The following is a 16,855-nucleotide window of genomic DNA, read 5'->3' as shown; positions in this document are numbered from 1 at the left end:
TTTCAGAGGATTGGTACCCGTTCACCAAAAACCCGCTCAACCGTCAAGGCTGCGGCCCCTACGAGTTCTGAGTCCCCACCGAAGAATGCTCTCCGTACTGCCACTGGTCTTCGATGGAGGAAAAGAGACTGGATTTCCACGGTTCTCTTCAAGCTCTCGAAGAACACCGGATGGGCGAGAGAGAGTCCTCCGCCGATGACGACGAGTTCCGGATCGAAGAGGTTAACGAGGTTACCAATTGCCCGGCCAAGGAGTGTTCCTGTCTCTTCGAGGAGCTGCAAGGCAAAGGAATCACCGAGGTATGCGGCTTCGCTCACGAGTTCCGCGGTGAGGTCTTTGCCTTCCTCGAGGAAGTTGCGGATAAGAGTCTTTTCCCCTTGTTGCAGTGCCTTTTCAACCCTTCGGACCAGGGCCCGGGCTGAAGCGTAGAGCTCAAGGCACCCTCGATTGCCGCAGGGGCAGGAAGGGCCAGAGAAATCGATGCTTGTGTGCCCGAACTCCCCAGCGACGTGTTGCTGTCCCGTGTACAGCTCTCCATGGAGGATAATTCCTGACCCAATTCCGTTCCCCACCACGACGTAGATGAGGTTTTCCACATCCTGGCCGCTACCAAACCATTTCTCCCCCAGAGCACCGGCGTCAGCCCCATCTTCTACGAAAACGGGCCAGGGAGAATACTCAGCAAGAAGGCTCCTCAGGGGAACATTCTCCCATCCCAGGTTCACTGCCTTGAGCACCTCTCCTGTTTCCCGGTCAATGACCCCCGGGCAGCACACACCCATGCCGAGGATTCGGGGGTGGGGCAGTTCTTCAAGGAGCATGGAGACCATGCGGGTGACCTGGTACACCACGTCTTTAGGATTCCGGGAAGCAAGAGGCTCGACCCTTTTGCCCTTGAGCTCTCCTTTGAGATTGGCCAGGCCCACCCGGACTCTGGTTACCCCGACTTTGGCGGCCACCACCCAGGCCCATTCGGCGTTGAAGCGGAGGATGGCTGGCTTTCTTCCCCCCCGGGATTTCCCCAGCCCGTCTTCCTGGACAAGACCACACTCCTCGAGTTCAGCCACAAGACTTGCCACCGTGGCGGGACTCAGGTGGAGTTCCTGGGCAATGGCCGGGCGGCTTGTACTCCCCATGCGGTGGATGAAGCGGAGTACCTTCCTGAGGTTATCCTCTCGTACCCTCTTTTGGTAGAGCGTGGTCATGAGTACCACTTTATTCTTTTACTGAAAAAACAAACTTTGCTTTCCTTATACCGTAAATTCCGAGCGATGTCAACCCCCCTCACGTGTTGTATCTCCCTTTTCAGGGGAAACTTCTGCAGGTATAATCCCAAAAAAGGGCTTTTTCGAGGGGATTGTTCCTGTGTTGACCATCTACACCATCGGCCATTCCAGTCATCCTTTTGAGAGGTTTCTGGAGCTTCTCAGAAAGCATGGGATTGCGCTTGTCGTTGACGTACGTTCCAGGCCGTACTCCCGCTACGTCCCGCATTTCAACCGCAGGGCCCTTGAGGACGCACTGGAGAAAGAGGGCATCGAGTACCGCTTCCTGGGGGACAAACTGGGTGGACAACCGGAGAACGAGGCCTTTCGACGGAAGGACGGCGCCGTGGACTACGAGCGCCTCTTGCGTTCTCCTCACCTTCGGGAAGGCGTTGAGGAGATCATCGCCCTTGCTGCGAGATTCCGGCTTGCGCTTCTTTGTGGGGAGGAAGACCCCGGGAAGTGCCACAGAAAGCGGCTTCTTGCACCTCTTTTCAGGGAGCGGGGGGTCGAGGTGCTCCACATTCGGGGGAATGGTGCAATTGATAGCACCGACGAGGTATTCCCGACGCTGCCTCTAAAGGGGTGAGAAACCATGCGTGTGTACAGTATCGGCTCTGGCGGGAAAAGTGCCCGGGAGTTTTTTTGGGAAACTGGAAGAAGCCGGCATCAAAAGGGTCATCGATGTCCGGTTGCACAACGCCTCACAGCTTGCCGGATTCACGAAGCGTGAAGATCTCCAGTTCTTTCTGGAACGCATTCTCTGTGCCGAATACCGCCATGAACCTCTTTTTGCTCCTACCGGGGAAATGCTGAGGAAATACCGTACGGGACAGTATTCCTGGGAAGATTACGAGAAAGAGTTCCTGGCGCTTTTGCGGGAACGGGCCGTAGAACAGAAGTTTTCCCCGGATCTTTTTGCCCTGCCTACGGTGCTTCTCTGTAGCGAAGCCTCTCCCACGCACTGCCACAGGAGGCTAATCCTTGAGTATCTCCGGGGACACTGGGGTGGACTGGAAATCGTCCACCTTTGAGAGGGGAGAAGAGGTGCCAGTCTTTGAGATTCTTTGTCTGGCGAACTCCGTTAAGTACCAGGGACGATGCATCGCTGGGGTGTGCCTTGATGATGGAAAATGGGTACGGCCGGTATCGGATAATGCCGAAGCCCGGGGCGCACTTTTTGGGTCTCAATACTGCTACGACGATGGTCGGGAAGTTTTGCCCCTTGAGGTGGCAAAAAGGGAATGAGGAGTTCCGAAAACGCCCACCCCGCTCCTTGTTGCTTCTTGTGGAACCGGAAGAGTTGAGGCTTCGGCTGGTGAGGCGTAGAGAGGGATTCCAGACGAGAGCTCGTTTTTTGCTCGGTGACGAGCGTTACGACCTCGTGGTGACTGACCCCATCTACAGGGAGCACATGGAGAGATTTCCCCCGGAAGAAGAATACCCTTTTACCCAGGTTGTACCCCTTGCTCCTGGTGCCAGGGTCTTTCTCACCATAAGTCTGGGGGAAGAGTTCAGAGGAGCCTTTTACAAGCTTGTTGCGGCCATTATCGTCTTCCCTCTTCAGGTGGTGCGATGGCGGGGCGGTTGCTGAAACTCTGACTTTCGGGGAGTACCGCGGCATTTTTCTGGGGGAGGCTTTTCCGGTTTTCCTTGTCGTAGAGCAGGAGAGAGGTCTTTTCCGGATACTTCCAGCGTGCTTGACAGGAGCACTGGAATAAAGTATACTAAACCAATAAAAACTATTAACTTAGTGGTAGAAAGTGGGATAACCTGAGATTGCCGTATTCCCCTGGGGGGTGAGGGAGATGAAAAAGCGCGTGCGGGTCAGCATAGAGGGTATACATTGTCCAAGCTGCGCCAGAGTGATTCAGGAAGAACTCCGGGGTCTTCCCGGTGTTTATGGAGCACAAGTCGACTTTGCGGAAAAGCGGGGAACGATAACCTTTGACCCTCAGACAGTACCGTTGCAGAAGCTCCTCGACACCGTGGGAGAGCTGGGGTACAGTGCCTTTGTGGAGGAAGAAGAGGAGGAAGAGGAGGAAGAGCGCTCCTCAAAAGAAGACGGAGGTTTTCGGGAAAGCGGGGGTGCCTCGTCACAGCAGGTCATCCTCTCCATTTCTGGGATGCACTGTGCCGCCTGTGCAACGCTCATCGAAAGGGCATTGAAGAAGAGTCCTGGGGTCCGGGAGGCTCGGGTCAACTTTGCGGCCGAAAGGGCTCAGGTGGTCTTTGATCCCCAGCTGACCAGCGTGGAACAGCTTCTTGAAGTCATCCGCAGGGCAGGGTATGGTGCGTCACCCGAAAAAGACCTCGGAGAAGAATCCCGAAAGCAGGAAAAAACCGTTCAGTCTTTCCAGAGGCGTTTCCTCTGGAGCTTGCTTTTGAGCCTGCCCCTGGCCTATTTCATGGTGCTCGACTTCTTCCCCCATCTTCCCGGAAGCGCTGTCCTCCCTCCTTGGATAGGCTTGCTCTCTCTGATCCTTGCGACACCCGTGCAGTTCCTCTTTGGAATGCCCTTTTACCGGGGAATGTGGTCGAGCCTGCGCCTGCGCTCCTTCAACATGGATAGCCTCATTGCTACCGGTACTTCAGTTGCGTACTTCTACAGCCTCGGGAACTACCTTACCCATGCGTTCCGCCACGGCTCTTTGCTTTGGGTGGAAGGAACAGAAACTCCTCATCTCTACTTTGAAGTTTCGGCCTTTTTAATCACCTTTGTGCTTTTGGGGAAGTGGCTTGAAGGGAAAACCAAAAGCAAAACGTCTGAGGCGGTGCGAAAGCTTTTGAGTCTACAGGCCAGAACCGCCCGGGTGAAGAGAGGGGACACGTTTGAGGATGTGCCTTTAGAAGAGGTTCGGGAAGGAGATGTGATTCTCGTCCGTCCTGGGGAGAAGATTCCGGTGGATGGGCGAGTGATACGGGGCTATTCAGCAGTTGACGAATCGCTCCTCACCGGAGAAAGTCTTCCGGTAGAGAAAAAACCTGGAGACCCGGTGATCGGTGCAACCATCAACAGAACCGGGAGTTTTGAGTTTGTGGCCACACGAGTTGGAAAAGACACGGTCCTTGCCCGTATTGCCCGGCTTGTTGCCGAGGCGCAGAACTCGAAGGCCCCCATTCAGGATCTGGCAGACCGGATTGCCGCAGTGTTCGTCCCGGCAGTATTCTCGGTGGCGCTGGCGACGTTTCTTGTCTGGTACTTCCTCTTGGGGGCTTCGCTCTCCTTCTCGCTCCTTGCCATGGTTTCGGTGATTGTGATTGCCTGCCCCTGCGCTTTAGGCCTTGCGACCCCCACAGCACTTATGGTGGGGACTGGAAAGGGAGCTGAGTACGGCATCCTCATCAAAGGTGGGGAGGTTCTGGAAAAGGTCAAAGACATCGACCTTGTGGTGTTCGACAAAACCGGGACCCTCACTCAAGGGAAACCCCGGGTGACCGAGGTGGTGGGGTTGAGGAGGCCGGAAAAGGAGGTCCTTCGCATTGCCGCCACTCTGGAACAATCCTCGGAACACCCTCTGGCGGAGGCGATTCTGGAAAGGGCTAAAGAGGAAGGTATTGTCCCCGAGAAAGCAGAGGATTTCCAGGCTTTCCCTGGGAAGGGCGTCGTGGGGAGAATCGGCCAGGAGGAATACTACCTGGGGAATGCCTCCTTCGTTGCTGAGAACACGAAGGGAGAGCTTGAGGGGGAGATGGTGCGAAGGTTCGAGGAGGAAGGGAAAACCGTGGTGCTTCTGTCCAACGCGCGGGAGGTCCTGGGCCTTCTGGCCGTTGCCGATACCCTCAAGGCCGGCGCCAGGGAAGCGGTCCAGAAGCTCAAAAACCTTGGGCTTCTGGTGTACATGGTAACCGGCGATAACCCGAGAGTTGCCCGGGCCATTGCCCGGGAAGTGGGCATCGAGGATGAACACGTGATTGCTGGGATCCTTCCTGAAGACAAGGCCCGTGAGGTACAGAAACTCCAGAAAAGCGGCCATAAGGTGGCTTTTGTGGGGGATGGGGTGAACGACGCACCGGCCCTGGCGGTGGCAGATCTTGGCATTGCCATGGGGCAGGGAGCGGATGTGGCTCTGGAAACCGGTGAGATTGTCCTTGTTCGGGGTGACCCACAGGATGTGGTGACGGCTCTTGAGCTCTCCCGGAAAACCATGGGGAAAATCCGGCAAAATCTCTTTTTCGCCCTTTTTTACAACCTTCTGGGCATTCCCATCGCGGCCCGAGTATTTTCAGGTTTTGGGCTTTCTCTGAAGCCAGAACTCGCAGGTCTGGCTATGGCCCTGAGTTCTGTATCGGTGGTGACCAACTCCCTGCTCCTTCGGGGTTTCCGTCCTGGAAAGCGGGACATCTTTTCTCAGGTTGCCCCGATCTTGATGGCGGCTTTCTTTGTCTTTCTCTTCTTCAGCTTTGCCAGGTTGAGCGCTGCAATGTAAGGTGTGTCGGGGTCTTCTGATCCTGGTTTCTGGGAAAGTCCAGAGGGACAATCCCTGAGAAGTCTGGATTCTTCAATCTCTGTATGAGGTAGACCTGAACACTTCGTTGACACTCTCCCAGAGTGTTCGGTATGATATAATTGAAAATGCTTCACTGCTGGGGTGTCGCCAAGCGGTAAGGCAAGGGACTTTGGATCCCTCATTCGGAGGTTCGAATCCTCCCACCCCAGCCATTGTCCTTTCCTGGAGCGTGGGTCTTGGTGCACACTTGGGCTTTGGTGGTGCTGGCGGCAGGGCTGGGGAAGAGAATGCGCTCTCCTGTCCCCAAGATTTTTTTTCCTGCTCTGGGGAAACCGCTTGTGGGGTACCTCATCGATGAAGCGAGTGCCCTGGGGTTTGGAGCGCGTTTCCTTGTTGTAGCTCCCCATTTTCTGGAAAAAGCGCGGGAGCTCTTCGGAGACAGGGTGACAGTTGTCCCCCAGGAACAGCCTCTTGGGACGGGAGACGCGGCGAAAGCAGTCCTCCCGTACCTGCGGGAGGATACGACCTTTCTCCTCGTCGTCTATGCCGATATGCCGCTCCTTTCCCGAAAGACCCTCGAGGAGCTCTGCGTTTTCCTCAAGCAGGGCTCATGCGACCTTGTTTTTGCCACTTCCTGCGCTCCTGACCCTTCGGGGTTCGGTCGGGTGGTCCGGGAAGGGGAGGGCGTTCGAATCGTCGAGGAAAGGGACTGTTCCCCAGAAGAGCGTAGGCTCCACGAGGTCAACGTGGGGGTTTTTGCCCTTCGCCGGGAGGTGGCGATAGAGCTCCTCCCTCTTCTTCGCAACGGGAATGCCCAGGGAGAGTTCTACCTCACCGATCTTGTGGCGCTGGCACAAAGGCACGGTTTCCGGGTGGCTCCCTGCACGCTTCCCTGGAGTGAGGAGTTCACCAACGTGAATACGCCCCGGGACTTCGCCCGGGTTCTTGGTATCCTCAGGGAAAGGAAGCTCGAGGACCTCTTTGCCCGGGGAGTGAAAATCCTCGATCCCCAAACGACTTACATTGATTGGGATGTTGAGGTCGGGGAGGACGTGTGGATTTACCCCGGGGTGCTCATTGAGGGGAAGAGTATCATCGCTTCCTGTGCGCACATTGGGCCTTACGCTCGGATTGTGGAGAGCGTGGTTGGTGAGCGGAGCCGGGTGGAGTACAGCGTGGTGGAGCACTCCCGGCTGGCTGAAGACGTCACCGTTGGCCCCTTTGCCCATCTCCGTCCGGGAACAGAACTGGCCCGGGGGGTGCGCATCGGGAATTTCGTGGAGGTGAAGAACTCCTTCGTTGGGGAGGGAACCAAAGCCCTGCACCTGTCGTACCTTGGCGATGCAACCATCGGGAAAACGGTGAATATCGGTGCGGGGACCATTACCTGTAACTTCGACGGAAAAAAGAAGAACCCAACCTTCATCGAGGACGAGGTTTTCATCGGTAGCAACAACTCCCTGGTGGCTCCTGTCCGCATCGGTAGGGGAGCTTACACCGCTGCCGGTTCCACCATTACCCAGGATGTTCCTCCCTATGCTCTGGGGGTGGGGAGAGCGAAACAGGTGAACATCGAGGGATGGGTGAAGAGAAAACGTAGGGATGGGTGAAGGATGTTCAATGTCATCGATATGACCCAGCACCTGAAGGTCTTTTCGGGGAGTGCCAATCCCTATCTTGCCCAGGAAATTTGCTGGTACCTTGATATTCCCCTTGGGCGGGTGGATCTCGGACGTTTCCCCAATGGGGAAATCCGGGTTCGGATTGAAGAGAGCGTGCGGGGCTGTGATGTCTTCGTCATCCAGCCCACTTCTCCTCCGGCCAATGACCATCTCATGGAGCTCCTCATCATGATCGATGCCCTGCATCGAGCCTCGGCCGAGCGTATCACGGCGGTTATCCCCTTTTACGGGTACTGCAAACAGGACCGGAAGACCAAGGGGCGGGAACCGATTTCGGCAAAACTTGTGGCCAATCTCCTGGTGACCGCGGGGGCAGACCGGATCCTCACCATGGACCTCCACGCTGGGCAGATCCAGGGCTTTTTCGATATCCCCGTGGACAACCTCGCTGCTCAGTCACTCCTTGCCCGGTACTTTGCCTCGAAGAACCTGGAGAACGTTGTGGTAGTGAGCCCTGACGTGGGGGGTACGGCCCGGGCCCGGAACTTTGCCAACCGCCTCGGGGTGGACCTTGCGGTCATCGACAAGCACCGTCCGTCGTACTCTGAAGTCATGGTGATGAACGTCATTGGTGACGTGAAGGGGCGGACGGCCATCATCGTCGATGACCTCATCGACACGGCGGGGACCCTCGTGGAGGGAGCCGAGGCACTCCTTGAGCGGGGGGCGAGAGAGGTCTACGCCTGTGCCACGCATCCCCTCTTCAGCGAACCGGCGCTTGACCGTATCCGGGAATCGGCCATTAAGGAGGTGGTGGTGACCAACACCATCCACCTTGATAAAGAGGAGCTCGCCCGCCGGGTAGGGGATAAGGTCAAGGTGCTCTCGGTAGCACCCATTTTTGCTGAAGCCATCAAGCGCATCCACGGAGAACGTTCCGTGAGCGAACTCTTCATATAGTGGTGGAGGAGTGAATGGCGATGAAAAGAGGAGAAACCGTCACCGTTGCCCTTGAACGGCGCCAGGAACTCGGTAAGGGTGGAGCAAGGAAACTCCGCCGCGTGGGGTATGTGCCTGCTGTTCTGTACTCCCGGGATAGCGCTTCAGGGTCTGAACCGCTGAAGATCCGTCTTGGAGAGCTGGAGCGCATCCTCCGCATTCCGGGGGTCACACACCATATCCTTGAGCTTTCCATTGACGGTGAGAAACGGCGGGGCATCATCAAGGACATCCAGTACAACCCGGTGAAGAACGAAATCTGGCACATTGATTTCTACGAGGTGAAGGCCGACCAGAAAATCTCCCTCACGGTTCCGGTGGTCATTCAGGGTGAGTCAAAGGGTGTGAAGGCGGGGGGTATTCTCGAGATCGTTACGCCAGAGCTTGAGATTGAATGCCTCCCGGACGCCATTCCTGAGGCCATTGTGGTTGATGTGACGGAGCTTGAAGTCGGCGATGCCATCCACGTTCGGGAGCTCAAGGTTCCAGAAGGCGTGACCGTTGCGGAAAATCCTGACGAGGTTGTGGTGGTGGTCACGCCACCTGAGGTTGCGGTGGAGGAAGAGGAGGAGAAGACCGAGGAGGAGCCCGAAGCTCCGAAAGTCATTGCCAAGGGGAAGACCGAGAAAGAGAAATGAGGTAACCCGTGTTTCTCGCTGTGGGGCTGGGGAATCCCGGGGCGCGGTTTGAAAAAACGCGGCACAACGCGGGATTTCGTGTGGTGGACATTCTGGCAGAGCGTCTCGGTATTCCCTGGAGGAGTAAAGACCGCTTCAGCTGGGCCCGGGGAGTGGTGGGGGGCAAAACCCTCTATCTCCTCAAACCCCTGACCTTTATGAACTTAAGTGGTGAGGGGCTTTTGGCCTTTTTTGCCCATCATGGCTGCGCCTTTGAGGAGCTCATCGTCGTTCACGACGAGCTCGACTTCCCCCCAGGGGTAGTGCGCATCAAGGTTGGTGGAGGCGTGGCGGGGCACCGAGGGTTGCAGTCCATCGTGGAAGCCCTGGGGCGGGAGGATTTCATCCGGGTGCGGGTGGGCATTGGGAAGCCCGAACGCCGGGAGCTCGTGGTGGACCACGTGCTTGGGGTTCCCGGAAAAGAAGAAAGCGCCATTCTTGAGGCGGCGGAAAAGAGAGCTGCTGAGGCAGTGCTGTGTATTGTGGAGTGGGGGGTGCAGCGGGCGATGAACGTCTTCAACGCCCGGGAGGAGGAGAATGGACAGAAAGAGGCTTGCTGAGCTTCTGTCCCTTGTTTTGCAGCCTCAGGCTGTGGCCATCCTGCTTTATGCCCTGGTGTCGGCGAAGTACCTCAGGGGGATGAGGGCTCTGGGACTTTTTCTCCTTTCGGTGCTTTTCGTAAGCGTTCTCCCCACCGTCTTTGTCCTGTGGCTGGCCAGAAAGGGGAAGGTCTCGGATCCGGACCTTCCAAAAAGAGAGGAGCGGTTCTTCCCGTATCTTGGGATTGTGGGGATATACGGGGTGCTCCTTGCTGTTCTTGTACTCTTTGATGCCCCGCCTCCGCTTCTTGCCATTACCCTGTGCTACATTGCCGTGACCCTTGCGGGGGCGGTGATTTCGCTTTTCTGGAAGATCAGTCTGCACCTTGCCGGTATTGCGGGGCCGGTGACGGCTCTTTTGCTTCTTGTGCACCCGCTCTTTGCCCTGCTTTATGGGCTCCTTGTGCCGCTTGGGTGGGCACGGGTGGTGCTCCGCAAGCACAACGTTCTGCAGGCAGCCTGCGGAAGCCTTCTGTCTTTCGGTCTCACCTATGCCATTGTGACCTGGGTGGCGCTCTGAACGTTCATGGGGAATGGGCTTGAGCTTTTTGAGGATCTTCACAACCTCGAAAGAGAGCTCCTGCGCTCTTTCTCGGTGAACCTCTCCGTTCCTTCTTCCTTTGGGTCGCTGTGTGCGCTCTTTCTGGGGACACGGTACCCGGTGGTGTACGTGGTCTCCCAGGAAGTGGAGCGGAAACGGGTAGTTGAGGAACTGAGGACGTGGCGGAAATTTTTTGGGCGCGATGAACCGGTGCTTGAGGTGAATCTCGCCCTACCCTTTTCGGGCGTGACACTCCAGAAGGATCTCCGGGAGTCTCCCCGGGGGGTTCTGGTGGTGGCTGTGGGCGACCTGCGTCAGGACGTTGAGGAGCTCGAGTACTTCCTCTCACACTCCTTTTTCTTAGAGAGAGGTGCCCGCGTTGACCGGGAGAAGCTCCTTGACCTCCTCTTCGCCCTGGGGTATGAGCGGGTAGAGACCGTTCGGGAACGGGGCCAGGTTGCCCCGCGGGGCGAGGTACTGGATCTCTTCCCACCTCACCTCGAGGAGCCGGTTCGCACCTACTGGTGGGGAAACGTTTTGGAGAGGATGCGGCTCTTTGACCCTGAAACCCAGAGGACGAGGTTCGACATTGACAGCCTCTTCCTCCCTCCCCGGAGTGGAGAGTTTCGGAAAATCGAGCTCCGGAAAGTTCTCGGACGGTGGGCAAAAGTCGTGTTCTGGGAAGGCGTGCTGCTTGAGGGAGTCCTTTTCCCGGTCCCCTACACGGTGTTCCTTGGTTTTGGCGAGGGGAAAAGGGTTTCCCTTTCCGTGGAGCGTGCTCCTGCCTTTTCGGGGGACCTTGAGGCGCTTTTCCGCTTTGTGCAGGATCAGGCCCTTGCACAGGCGGTGTTCTTCCTTCCCGAGGGGAAGCGGGCACTCCTTGAAGAGATGCTCCAGGGCGAGGGGATAAAGCAACGGGTGATGCTCGTTGAGGGATTCCTCCGAAAGGGGTTCCTCCTTAATCGCCTGCAGCAGGTCTTCCTGGGGGAAGAGGATATCTTTGGGTATGCATTCGTGCGGGGGAAGGAACGTCGCCGGGTTTCCCCTCAGGAGCTTCTCCAGACGCTCTCTCCCGGGGACTACGTGGTCCACGAGGAGGAAGGCATCGGCATCTTCCAGGGGCTGCGGGAGATGGTGGTGGGGGGAGTTCGGCGAGTGTACCTCGAGATCGCCTATGCCGGAGGGGACAGGCTCTATGTCCCTGTGGAGAATGCGCACCTTGTGGAGAAGTATGTGGGTCTTGGGGAAGCAAAGCCCGAGGTCCATCGGCTGGGGAGGGATGACTGGAAAAGGACCAAGGAACGGGTCCGCCGGGCGGTAGAGAAGGTGGCCCGGGATCTCCTCGAGCTCTACGCCCGGAGGCACATTGAACGGGGGCACGCCTTCTCCCCCGATACCTCCTGGCAGCGGGAGCTCGAACTCTCCTTCCCTTTCCTCGAGACTCCCGATCAGAAGCGGGCCATTGAGGAGGTCAAAAGAGACATGGAGAGCCCCTGTCCCATGGATCGGCTGGTCTGTGGGGATGTGGGCTACGGGAAAACGGAGGTTGCCGTTCGGGCAGCGTTCAAGGCGGTGATGGACGGAAAGCAGGTCGCCCTTCTTGCCCCCACCACCCTCCTTTCTGAACAGCACTACCTCACCTTCTGTGAACGCATGAAGCATTTTCCGGTGCGGATTGCTGTCCTCAATCGTTTCCGTACCCCTCAGGAACAGCGGGAGATCATCGAGAAAACCGCCCGGGGGGAGATTGACATTCTCATCGGCACGCACCGGATCCTCCAGAAAGACGTGCAGTTCAAGGACCTGGGACTTCTCATCATTGATGAGGAGCAGCGTTTTGGGGTCATGCACAAGGAGCACCTGAAAAAACTCCGTGCGAATATCGACGTCCTCACGCTCACGGCCACGCCAATTCCCCGAACGCTCTACCTTTCCCTTCTGGGTATCCGGGACATCAGCGTCATCGAAACCCCTCCTGAGGGACGAAAACCGGTGTACACCATTGTTCTTCCTCGAGACCTCAAGACCATTGAGGAGGCTATTCGCCGGGAACTCGCCCGGGGTGGCCAGGTCTTCTACGTGTGTCCCCGTATCCGGGATCTCTTCCGGGTGGAACAAGAACTCCGGGCACTTTTCCCCGATCTCCCCCTTGCGGTGGCTCACGGGAAGCTCCGGGGGCGGGAACTTGAGCGGATTATGGAAGGGTTCTACCGGGGTGATATCCCACTGCTCCTTTCAACAACCATTGTGGAGATTGGCATTGATGTCCCCCGGGCTAACACGCTCATTGTGGATTTCGCTCCCTTCTTCGGTCTGGCGCAGCTCTACCAGCTCCGGGGCCGGGTGGGGAGGTTTGACCGGGAAGCCTACGCCTATTTCCTTTACCCCCGTCACCTCACGAATGAGGCCCGGGAACGCCTTGAGGCGCTTTTGGAATTTGGCGGGACGGGCTCGGGGTTGAAGCTTGCCCTGCGGGACCTGGAAATCCGGGGAGCGGGAAATATCCTCGGTACAGAACAGCATGGATTCATCCAGGAGGTTGGGTTCTCCCTCTACATGAAGCTCCTCGAAGAGGAGATTGCCCGCCAGCGGGGGGAAGAGGTGCCATCCGGTCCAGAACCCGTGATACGCCTGCGGGAGGAAGCGTTCATTCCCTCGTCATACATCGGGAACGAGAGTGAGCGCCTCCGTTTCTACCAGCGGCTTTTTACTGCGCGGACTGAGAAAGAGAGGCAGGAACTTCAAGAGGAGCTTGAGGACCGCTTTGGCAAGATGCCGGAGGAGGTTCGCCGGCTCTTTGAGATTACACGAATTCGCTCTTGTGCTAAAATAACTCAGGTTACGATTCTGGAGGAGCGAGGTGACGGCGTGTACCTCGCCGCTCCTCTTGAGGTGCTCGTGAGGTTTCAAGAGGAAGGGAAGGCTCTGGGCATAGAGGGGAAGCTTGTGACCGACCGCGCACAGGTGCTCCTGCGCCTGCCTCGAGTGCCTGTGGAGACGCTGGGAATGCTCTTTGCAAAGGTGGCGAATCACGGTGGAGAAAAGGACCGTCGGTGAGCTTTTTGAAGAACTCGTGGACATTGTAGCGCAGCTTCGGGGAGAGCACGGATGCCCCTGGGATCGGGAGCAGACCCGCACAACCCTCAAGCCCCTTATGCTTGAGGAGCTCTACGAAGCGTTTGATGCCATCGACCGGGAAGATGAGGGAGCGCTTCGGGAAGAGCTTGGGGATATGCTCCTTCACATTGTCTTCCACGCCCAGATTGGGAAGGAGAAGTCTTCTTTCACCATTGAGGACGTCCTCACCCATATCATCGCCAAGATGAAAAAGCGCCATCCCCATGTTTTTGGGGAAGCAAGCGTAAAGGATGTTGAAGAGGTACTCCTCAACTGGGAGAAAATCAAGGAGAAGGAGCGCGAGAAAGAAGGCATGCTCGCCTCTCTCCCCAGGTCTTTGCCGGCTCTTCTGCGGGCATTCTCCATGCAGGCCCGGGTGGCCAGGGTGGGTTTTGACTGGAAGGATGCTCATGATGTGGAGAAGAAGGTTGAGGAGGAATGGCGGGAGTTCAAGGAGGCCTGGAAAAACGCCGACCGGAAGCGGATGGAAGAGGAGTGGGGTGACCTGCTTTTTGCCCTGGTAAACCTCGCCAGACATCTGGGAATCCAGCCAGAGGACGCGCTGCAGAAGGCCTGTGATCGCTTTGCGGAGCGATTCGCCTTTGTGGAGGAAAACCTGAGGGCCCTGGGGAAAGATGTTTCCGAAGCTTCCTTGGAGGAGATGGATGCCCTATGGGAAAAGGCCAAAAGAGAACCTTTGAAGCGCTCTTAGAACGGGTTCGGCTGCTTTTACCCCTTGTTCGGGGATGGAACCCGGATTGCATTGTAGGGGTGAACGCTGGCGGGGTGCTCCTTGCGAGCGTTTTGAGCGGTATCTTGGAGAAAGAAGTCCGCGCCCTGGGGCTTTCGACCGAACCCCCTGAGGTACTCTGGGAGAGCGTGGGGGATCTTTCGGGCAAACGCGTGGTTGCCGTGGTGCGTTCCTTTACTTCAGAGAAAGAGCGGGAGTTCCTCGAGCGATTCCTGAAAAGCCGGGGAGCGCTTTCTGTGCTCACCATGGTCATGGTGGGGAAGGGAGGGGATTACTCCTGTTTCCCTGAGCTTGAGGGAGAAGAGCTCTTTTCCTGGGAAGAGGAATGCGACTTGATAAATTCCTGAAGGTCTCACGGCTCATCAAACGTCGTCCGGTAGCGCAGCTTGCCTGCCGGAGTGAGCGGGTTCTGGTCAATGGCCATGTGGCCAAGCCGGCCTACCAGGTGAAAGTCGGGGATCTCATCACCCTCCGGTCACCGGAGTGGGAGATGACGGTGGAGGTTCTGGCTCTTACAGCCCCGCGGGGAGAAGAGGAGTCCATGTACCGGGTGGTGAAGCTGGAGCGGAAGGAGGAGGAATGGTAGGCAAAGGGCATTTGTTCCGGGTGCAGGGTCCCATGGGCGAGCGAGTGCAGATTGTGGGGTATGCACCCTCCCCCGAAACGGTGGTCTTTGACCTCTGTGAGTTTTTTCGGGAGTGGGATCCGCTTTTTGCGACCACCTATGGAGTTGGTGAACTCCTCCTTGAGGCGATGGTGCGGGGAGGGAAACACATTGTGCTTGTGCTTCCTGAAAGACACCCCCTGGACGGTGGTATGGGCCTTCTGGAAGCCCTGGGGGTACGCTTCTTCGACGCTGCAGGTCGGGAGCTCACCGGAATGGGAGAGAACCTGAAGAGGGTGGCGTCGCTTGACTTAAGCGGTATTTTGAAGAAACCCCAGAATGTGCGCGTGACCCTTGCCCTGGGGGAAGAAAGGGACGAAGAGGCTCTGAAGTTGCTCTGTGAGGATCTTTTCCACTTTGCCCGTCTTCTTTTCCGTTTCACGGGAGAGCAACCCCCAGATGTTCGGGAGGTTGGAGGAATTGGCATGGGCCTTGGGGTCGTCTGGGGAGTACATGTTACAGGGAGGGAGGAAATGCCATGCCTGAGCGGATTGTGCTGAGCTTTCCGGATCAGGGGATAACGATTTCGGCAGAGCTTTTCGACACTGCTTGTGCGGAGAAAATCCTCAAGATACTCCCCTTTGAAGGGCGGGTGAACACCTGGGGGAAGGAAATTTACTTCCCCATCCCGGTGAAGAGCACCATCGCCCATCCCCGGGAAGTGGTTGATCTGGGAGATGTGGCCTACTGGCCGGATGGGGCGTGTCTCTGCCTCTTCTTCGGCCCAACACCGGCGAGTCGGACCCCTGGGGAGATCCGCCCGGCAAGCCCGGTAGAGGTGGTAGGGAAAATGGTGGGGGATATCGCAGGTCTGGAGCGGGTCCCCTCAGGAAGTATCGTTCGAATCACGAGAGAAGAAAGGAGTGGAGCCCAGTGAGCACCATTTTCGATGTCCATGCCCGGGAGATCCTTGATTCCCGGGGGAACCCAACGGTTGAGGTGGAGGTAACCCTGGCTTCTGGGGCCTTCGGCAGAGCTGCCGTGCCCTCTGGTGCCTCAACGGGAACTTTTGAGGCAGTGGAGCTTCGCGATGGGGACAAGAGCCGCTATGGAGGAAAGGGTGTCCGCAAGGCTGTGGAGAACGTAAACGAAATCATCGCCCCGGAAATCATCGGGCTTGATGCTTTAGACCAGGCACTTATTGATAAAACCCTTATCGAGCTTGACGGAACGCCAAATAAAAGTAAACTCGGTGCCAACGCCATCCTCGGGGTGTCCCTGGCCTGTGCGAAGGCGGCGGCGATGTACACGGAACTCCCCCTCTACCGCTACCTCGGTGGGGTCAATGCCCGGGAACTCCCCGTGCCTTTCATGAACATCCTGAACGGAGGCAAGCACGCCGACAGCGGTGTCGACATTCAGGAGTTCATGATCGTCCCCTGCGGGGCACCCTCTTTTTCGGAGGCCCTCCGGATGGGTGCCGAAGTGTTCCACACCCTGGCGAAGGTGCTGAAAAGGCGGGGGTACTCTATCGGTGTGGGGGATGAAGGAGGATTTGCGCCGAATCTGCGATCGTCCATCGAGGCCATCGAGGTGATTCTCGAGGCCATCCAGATGAGCGGGTACGAGCCGGGAAAGGATGTGTACCTCGCCCTGGACACAGCCGCTTCAGAACTCTATAAAGACGGCATGTACGTTTTCGAGCGCGAGGGTGTGCGCCGGAACGTTGATGAGATGGTGGAGTTCTACACAGAGCTTGTGGAGAAGTACCCGATTATCTCCATTGAGGACGGTCTTGCTGAGGAAGACTGGGAGGGCTGGAAGAAGCTCACCTTTGCCCTGGGGCATCGGGTGCAGCTTGTGGGTGATGACCTCTTTGTGACCAATAAGGAGCGGCTTGAGCGGGGTATTCGGGAGCGCGTGTGCAACTCGATCCTCATTAAGCTCAACCAGATTGGCACCCTTACTGAAACCATGGAGACCATTGAGATTGCGAAGAAAGCCGGGTACACGGCAATGATTTCCCACCGCTCAGGGGAAACCGAGGATACCACCATTGCTGACCTGGCGGTAGCCTGCAACACCGGGCAGATCAAAACGGGGTCTCTGTGTCGTTCTGAGCGTATCGCCAAGTACAATCAGCTTCTGCGAATTGAGGAAGAGCTGGGGAGTGCGGCCATATTCCGGGGTAAGGCGGTTTTCCGATTCGCTGCCTCCTGAACCCAGGTG

Annotated in this window: 18 protein-coding genes and 1 tRNA gene; 18 read left to right on the top strand and 1 reads right to left on the bottom strand. The window is 57.3% G+C overall.

The window, feature by feature from the left end; translation table 11 throughout:
* Positions 1-2 precede the first annotated feature (2 nt).
* A complete protein-coding gene (locus ACPT9Q_RS04215; RefSeq protein WP_427366443.1) occupies positions 3-1,205 on the bottom strand; it encodes an ROK family protein in 1,203 nt (400 codons plus the stop codon).
* Between the two features lie 160 nt (positions 1,206-1,365).
* On the opposite strand from ACPT9Q_RS04215, the gene ACPT9Q_RS04210 reads away from it, so the two are divergent.
* The 18 genes from ACPT9Q_RS04210 to eno all read left to right on the top strand — a co-directional run bounded on the left by ACPT9Q_RS04210 (position 1,366) and on the right by eno (position 16,846).
* Entirely contained in the window at positions 1,366-1,854 is a 489-nt protein-coding gene (locus tag ACPT9Q_RS04210; protein ID WP_427366442.1) for a DUF488 family protein, read from the top strand.
* 10 nt (positions 1,855-1,864) lie between these two features.
* Positions 1,865-2,299, top strand: coding sequence for a DUF488 family protein (locus ACPT9Q_RS04205; RefSeq protein WP_427366441.1), 435 nt, complete (start codon positions 1,865-1,867; stop codon positions 2,297-2,299).
* Positions 2,250-2,513: a dual OB domain-containing protein gene (locus ACPT9Q_RS04200; protein ID WP_427366440.1), complete on the top strand. Its 264-nt coding sequence runs from the start codon at positions 2,250-2,252 to the stop codon at positions 2,511-2,513. Before ACPT9Q_RS04205 ends, ACPT9Q_RS04200 begins: the two co-directional genes overlap by 50 nt.
* 70 nt (positions 2,514-2,583) lie before the next feature.
* Complete coding sequence (locus tag ACPT9Q_RS04195; protein WP_427366439.1) at positions 2,584-2,859, top strand: dual OB domain-containing protein; 276 nt, start codon at positions 2,584-2,586, stop codon at positions 2,857-2,859.
* Positions 2,860-3,073: 214 nt separating this feature from the next.
* Positions 3,074-5,695, top strand: a complete 2,622-nt coding sequence (locus ACPT9Q_RS04190) for a heavy metal translocating P-type ATPase (RefSeq protein WP_427366437.1) — start codon at positions 3,074-3,076, stop codon at positions 5,693-5,695.
* Between the two features lie 158 nt (positions 5,696-5,853).
* A tRNA-Gln gene (locus ACPT9Q_RS04185) sits at positions 5,854-5,928 on the top strand.
* A 27-nt stretch (positions 5,929-5,955) separates the two neighbouring features.
* Positions 5,956-7,326 carry a bifunctional UDP-N-acetylglucosamine diphosphorylase/glucosamine-1-phosphate N-acetyltransferase GlmU gene (gene glmU, locus ACPT9Q_RS04180; protein WP_427366718.1) on the top strand — a complete coding sequence of 457 codons (1,371 nt, stop codon included), beginning with the start codon at positions 5,956-5,958 and terminating at the stop codon, positions 7,324-7,326.
* Between the two features lie 3 nt (positions 7,327-7,329).
* Positions 7,330-8,298 (top strand): ribose-phosphate diphosphokinase, encoded by a 969-nt coding sequence (locus ACPT9Q_RS04175; protein WP_017872680.1) that lies wholly within the window; start codon positions 7,330-7,332, stop codon positions 8,296-8,298.
* Between the two features lie 14 nt (positions 8,299-8,312).
* Positions 8,313-8,975, top strand: coding sequence for a 50S ribosomal protein L25/general stress protein Ctc (locus ACPT9Q_RS04170; protein ID WP_427366435.1), 663 nt, complete (start codon positions 8,313-8,315; stop codon positions 8,973-8,975).
* 8 nt (positions 8,976-8,983) lie between these two features.
* The gene (gene pth / locus ACPT9Q_RS04165) at positions 8,984-9,574 is read left to right on the top strand and encodes an aminoacyl-tRNA hydrolase (RefSeq protein ID WP_017872677.1); all 591 of its coding nucleotides are present in this window, start codon (positions 8,984-8,986) and stop codon (positions 9,572-9,574) included.
* Positions 9,552-10,133, top strand: a complete 582-nt coding sequence (locus tag ACPT9Q_RS04160; RefSeq protein ID WP_017872676.1) for a hypothetical protein — start codon at positions 9,552-9,554, stop codon at positions 10,131-10,133. The genes pth and ACPT9Q_RS04160 overlap by 23 nt, the downstream gene beginning before the upstream one ends.
* A gap of 6 nt (positions 10,134-10,139) precedes the next feature.
* Entirely contained in the window at positions 10,140-13,211 is a 3,072-nt protein-coding gene (gene mfd / locus ACPT9Q_RS04155; RefSeq protein WP_427366433.1) for a transcription-repair coupling factor, read from the top strand.
* Positions 13,189-13,983, top strand: a complete 795-nt coding sequence (gene mazG, locus ACPT9Q_RS04150; RefSeq protein ID WP_017872674.1) for a nucleoside triphosphate pyrophosphohydrolase — start codon at positions 13,189-13,191, stop codon at positions 13,981-13,983. The genes mfd and mazG overlap by 23 nt, the downstream gene beginning before the upstream one ends.
* Positions 13,944-14,369 carry a hypothetical protein gene (locus ACPT9Q_RS04145; RefSeq protein ID WP_017872673.1) on the top strand — a complete coding sequence of 142 codons (426 nt, stop codon included), beginning with the start codon at positions 13,944-13,946 and terminating at the stop codon, positions 14,367-14,369. The genes mazG and ACPT9Q_RS04145 overlap by 40 nt, the downstream gene beginning before the upstream one ends.
* On the top strand, positions 14,348-14,608 hold the full coding sequence (locus ACPT9Q_RS04140; protein WP_017872672.1) for a S4 domain-containing protein: 261 nt from the start codon (positions 14,348-14,350) through the stop codon (positions 14,606-14,608). Before ACPT9Q_RS04145 ends, ACPT9Q_RS04140 begins: the two co-directional genes overlap by 22 nt.
* Positions 14,602-15,186 (top strand): glycerate kinase, encoded by a 585-nt coding sequence (locus ACPT9Q_RS04135; protein ID WP_427366431.1) that lies wholly within the window; start codon positions 14,602-14,604, stop codon positions 15,184-15,186. Before ACPT9Q_RS04140 ends, ACPT9Q_RS04135 begins: the two co-directional genes overlap by 7 nt.
* A complete protein-coding gene (locus tag ACPT9Q_RS04130) occupies positions 15,165-15,563 on the top strand; it encodes a cyclophilin-like fold protein (protein WP_427366430.1) in 399 nt (132 codons plus the stop codon). Before ACPT9Q_RS04135 ends, ACPT9Q_RS04130 begins: the two co-directional genes overlap by 22 nt.
* Complete coding sequence (eno, locus tag ACPT9Q_RS04125) at positions 15,560-16,846, top strand: phosphopyruvate hydratase (RefSeq protein ID WP_017872669.1); 1,287 nt, start codon at positions 15,560-15,562, stop codon at positions 16,844-16,846. Before ACPT9Q_RS04130 ends, eno begins: the two co-directional genes overlap by 4 nt.
* The last annotated feature ends 9 nt before the right edge of the window (positions 16,847-16,855 follow it).

The organism is Candidatus Caldatribacterium saccharofermentans, from assembly GCF_050267035.1.
Taxonomy (GTDB): Bacteria; Atribacterota; Atribacteria; order Atribacterales; family Caldatribacteriaceae; genus Caldatribacterium; species Caldatribacterium saccharofermentans.
Note: the sequence above shows the minus strand (reverse complement) of the source record. Positions and strands in the feature narration are given on the sequence as shown.

Excerpts from the sequence above, each read along its gene's own strand:
- ACPT9Q_RS04215 (WP_427366443.1), bottom strand. The coding sequence starts at position 1,205 with ATGACCACGCTCTACCAAAAGAGGGTACGAGAGGATAACCTCAGGAAG.
- ACPT9Q_RS04190 (WP_427366437.1), top strand. The coding sequence starts at position 3,074 with ATGAAAAAGCGCGTGCGGGTCAGCATAGAGGGTATACATTGTCCAAGC.
- ACPT9Q_RS04175 (WP_017872680.1), top strand. The coding sequence starts at position 7,330 with ATGTTCAATGTCATCGATATGACCCAGCACCTGAAGGTCTTTTCGGGG.
- ACPT9Q_RS04170 (WP_427366435.1), top strand. The coding sequence starts at position 8,313 with ATGGCGATGAAAAGAGGAGAAACCGTCACCGTTGCCCTTGAACGGCGC.
- ACPT9Q_RS04160 (WP_017872676.1), top strand. The coding sequence starts at position 9,552 with ATGGACAGAAAGAGGCTTGCTGAGCTTCTGTCCCTTGTTTTGCAGCCT.
- mfd (WP_427366433.1), top strand. The coding sequence starts at position 10,140 with ATGGGGAATGGGCTTGAGCTTTTTGAGGATCTTCACAACCTCGAAAGA.
- ACPT9Q_RS04145 (WP_017872673.1), top strand. The coding sequence starts at position 13,944 with ATGGGAAAAGGCCAAAAGAGAACCTTTGAAGCGCTCTTAGAACGGGTT.
- ACPT9Q_RS04140 (WP_017872672.1), top strand. The coding sequence starts at position 14,348 with ATGCGACTTGATAAATTCCTGAAGGTCTCACGGCTCATCAAACGTCGT.
- ACPT9Q_RS04135 (WP_427366431.1), top strand. The coding sequence starts at position 14,602 with ATGGTAGGCAAAGGGCATTTGTTCCGGGTGCAGGGTCCCATGGGCGAG.
- ACPT9Q_RS04130 (WP_427366430.1), top strand. The coding sequence starts at position 15,165 with ATGCCTGAGCGGATTGTGCTGAGCTTTCCGGATCAGGGGATAACGATT.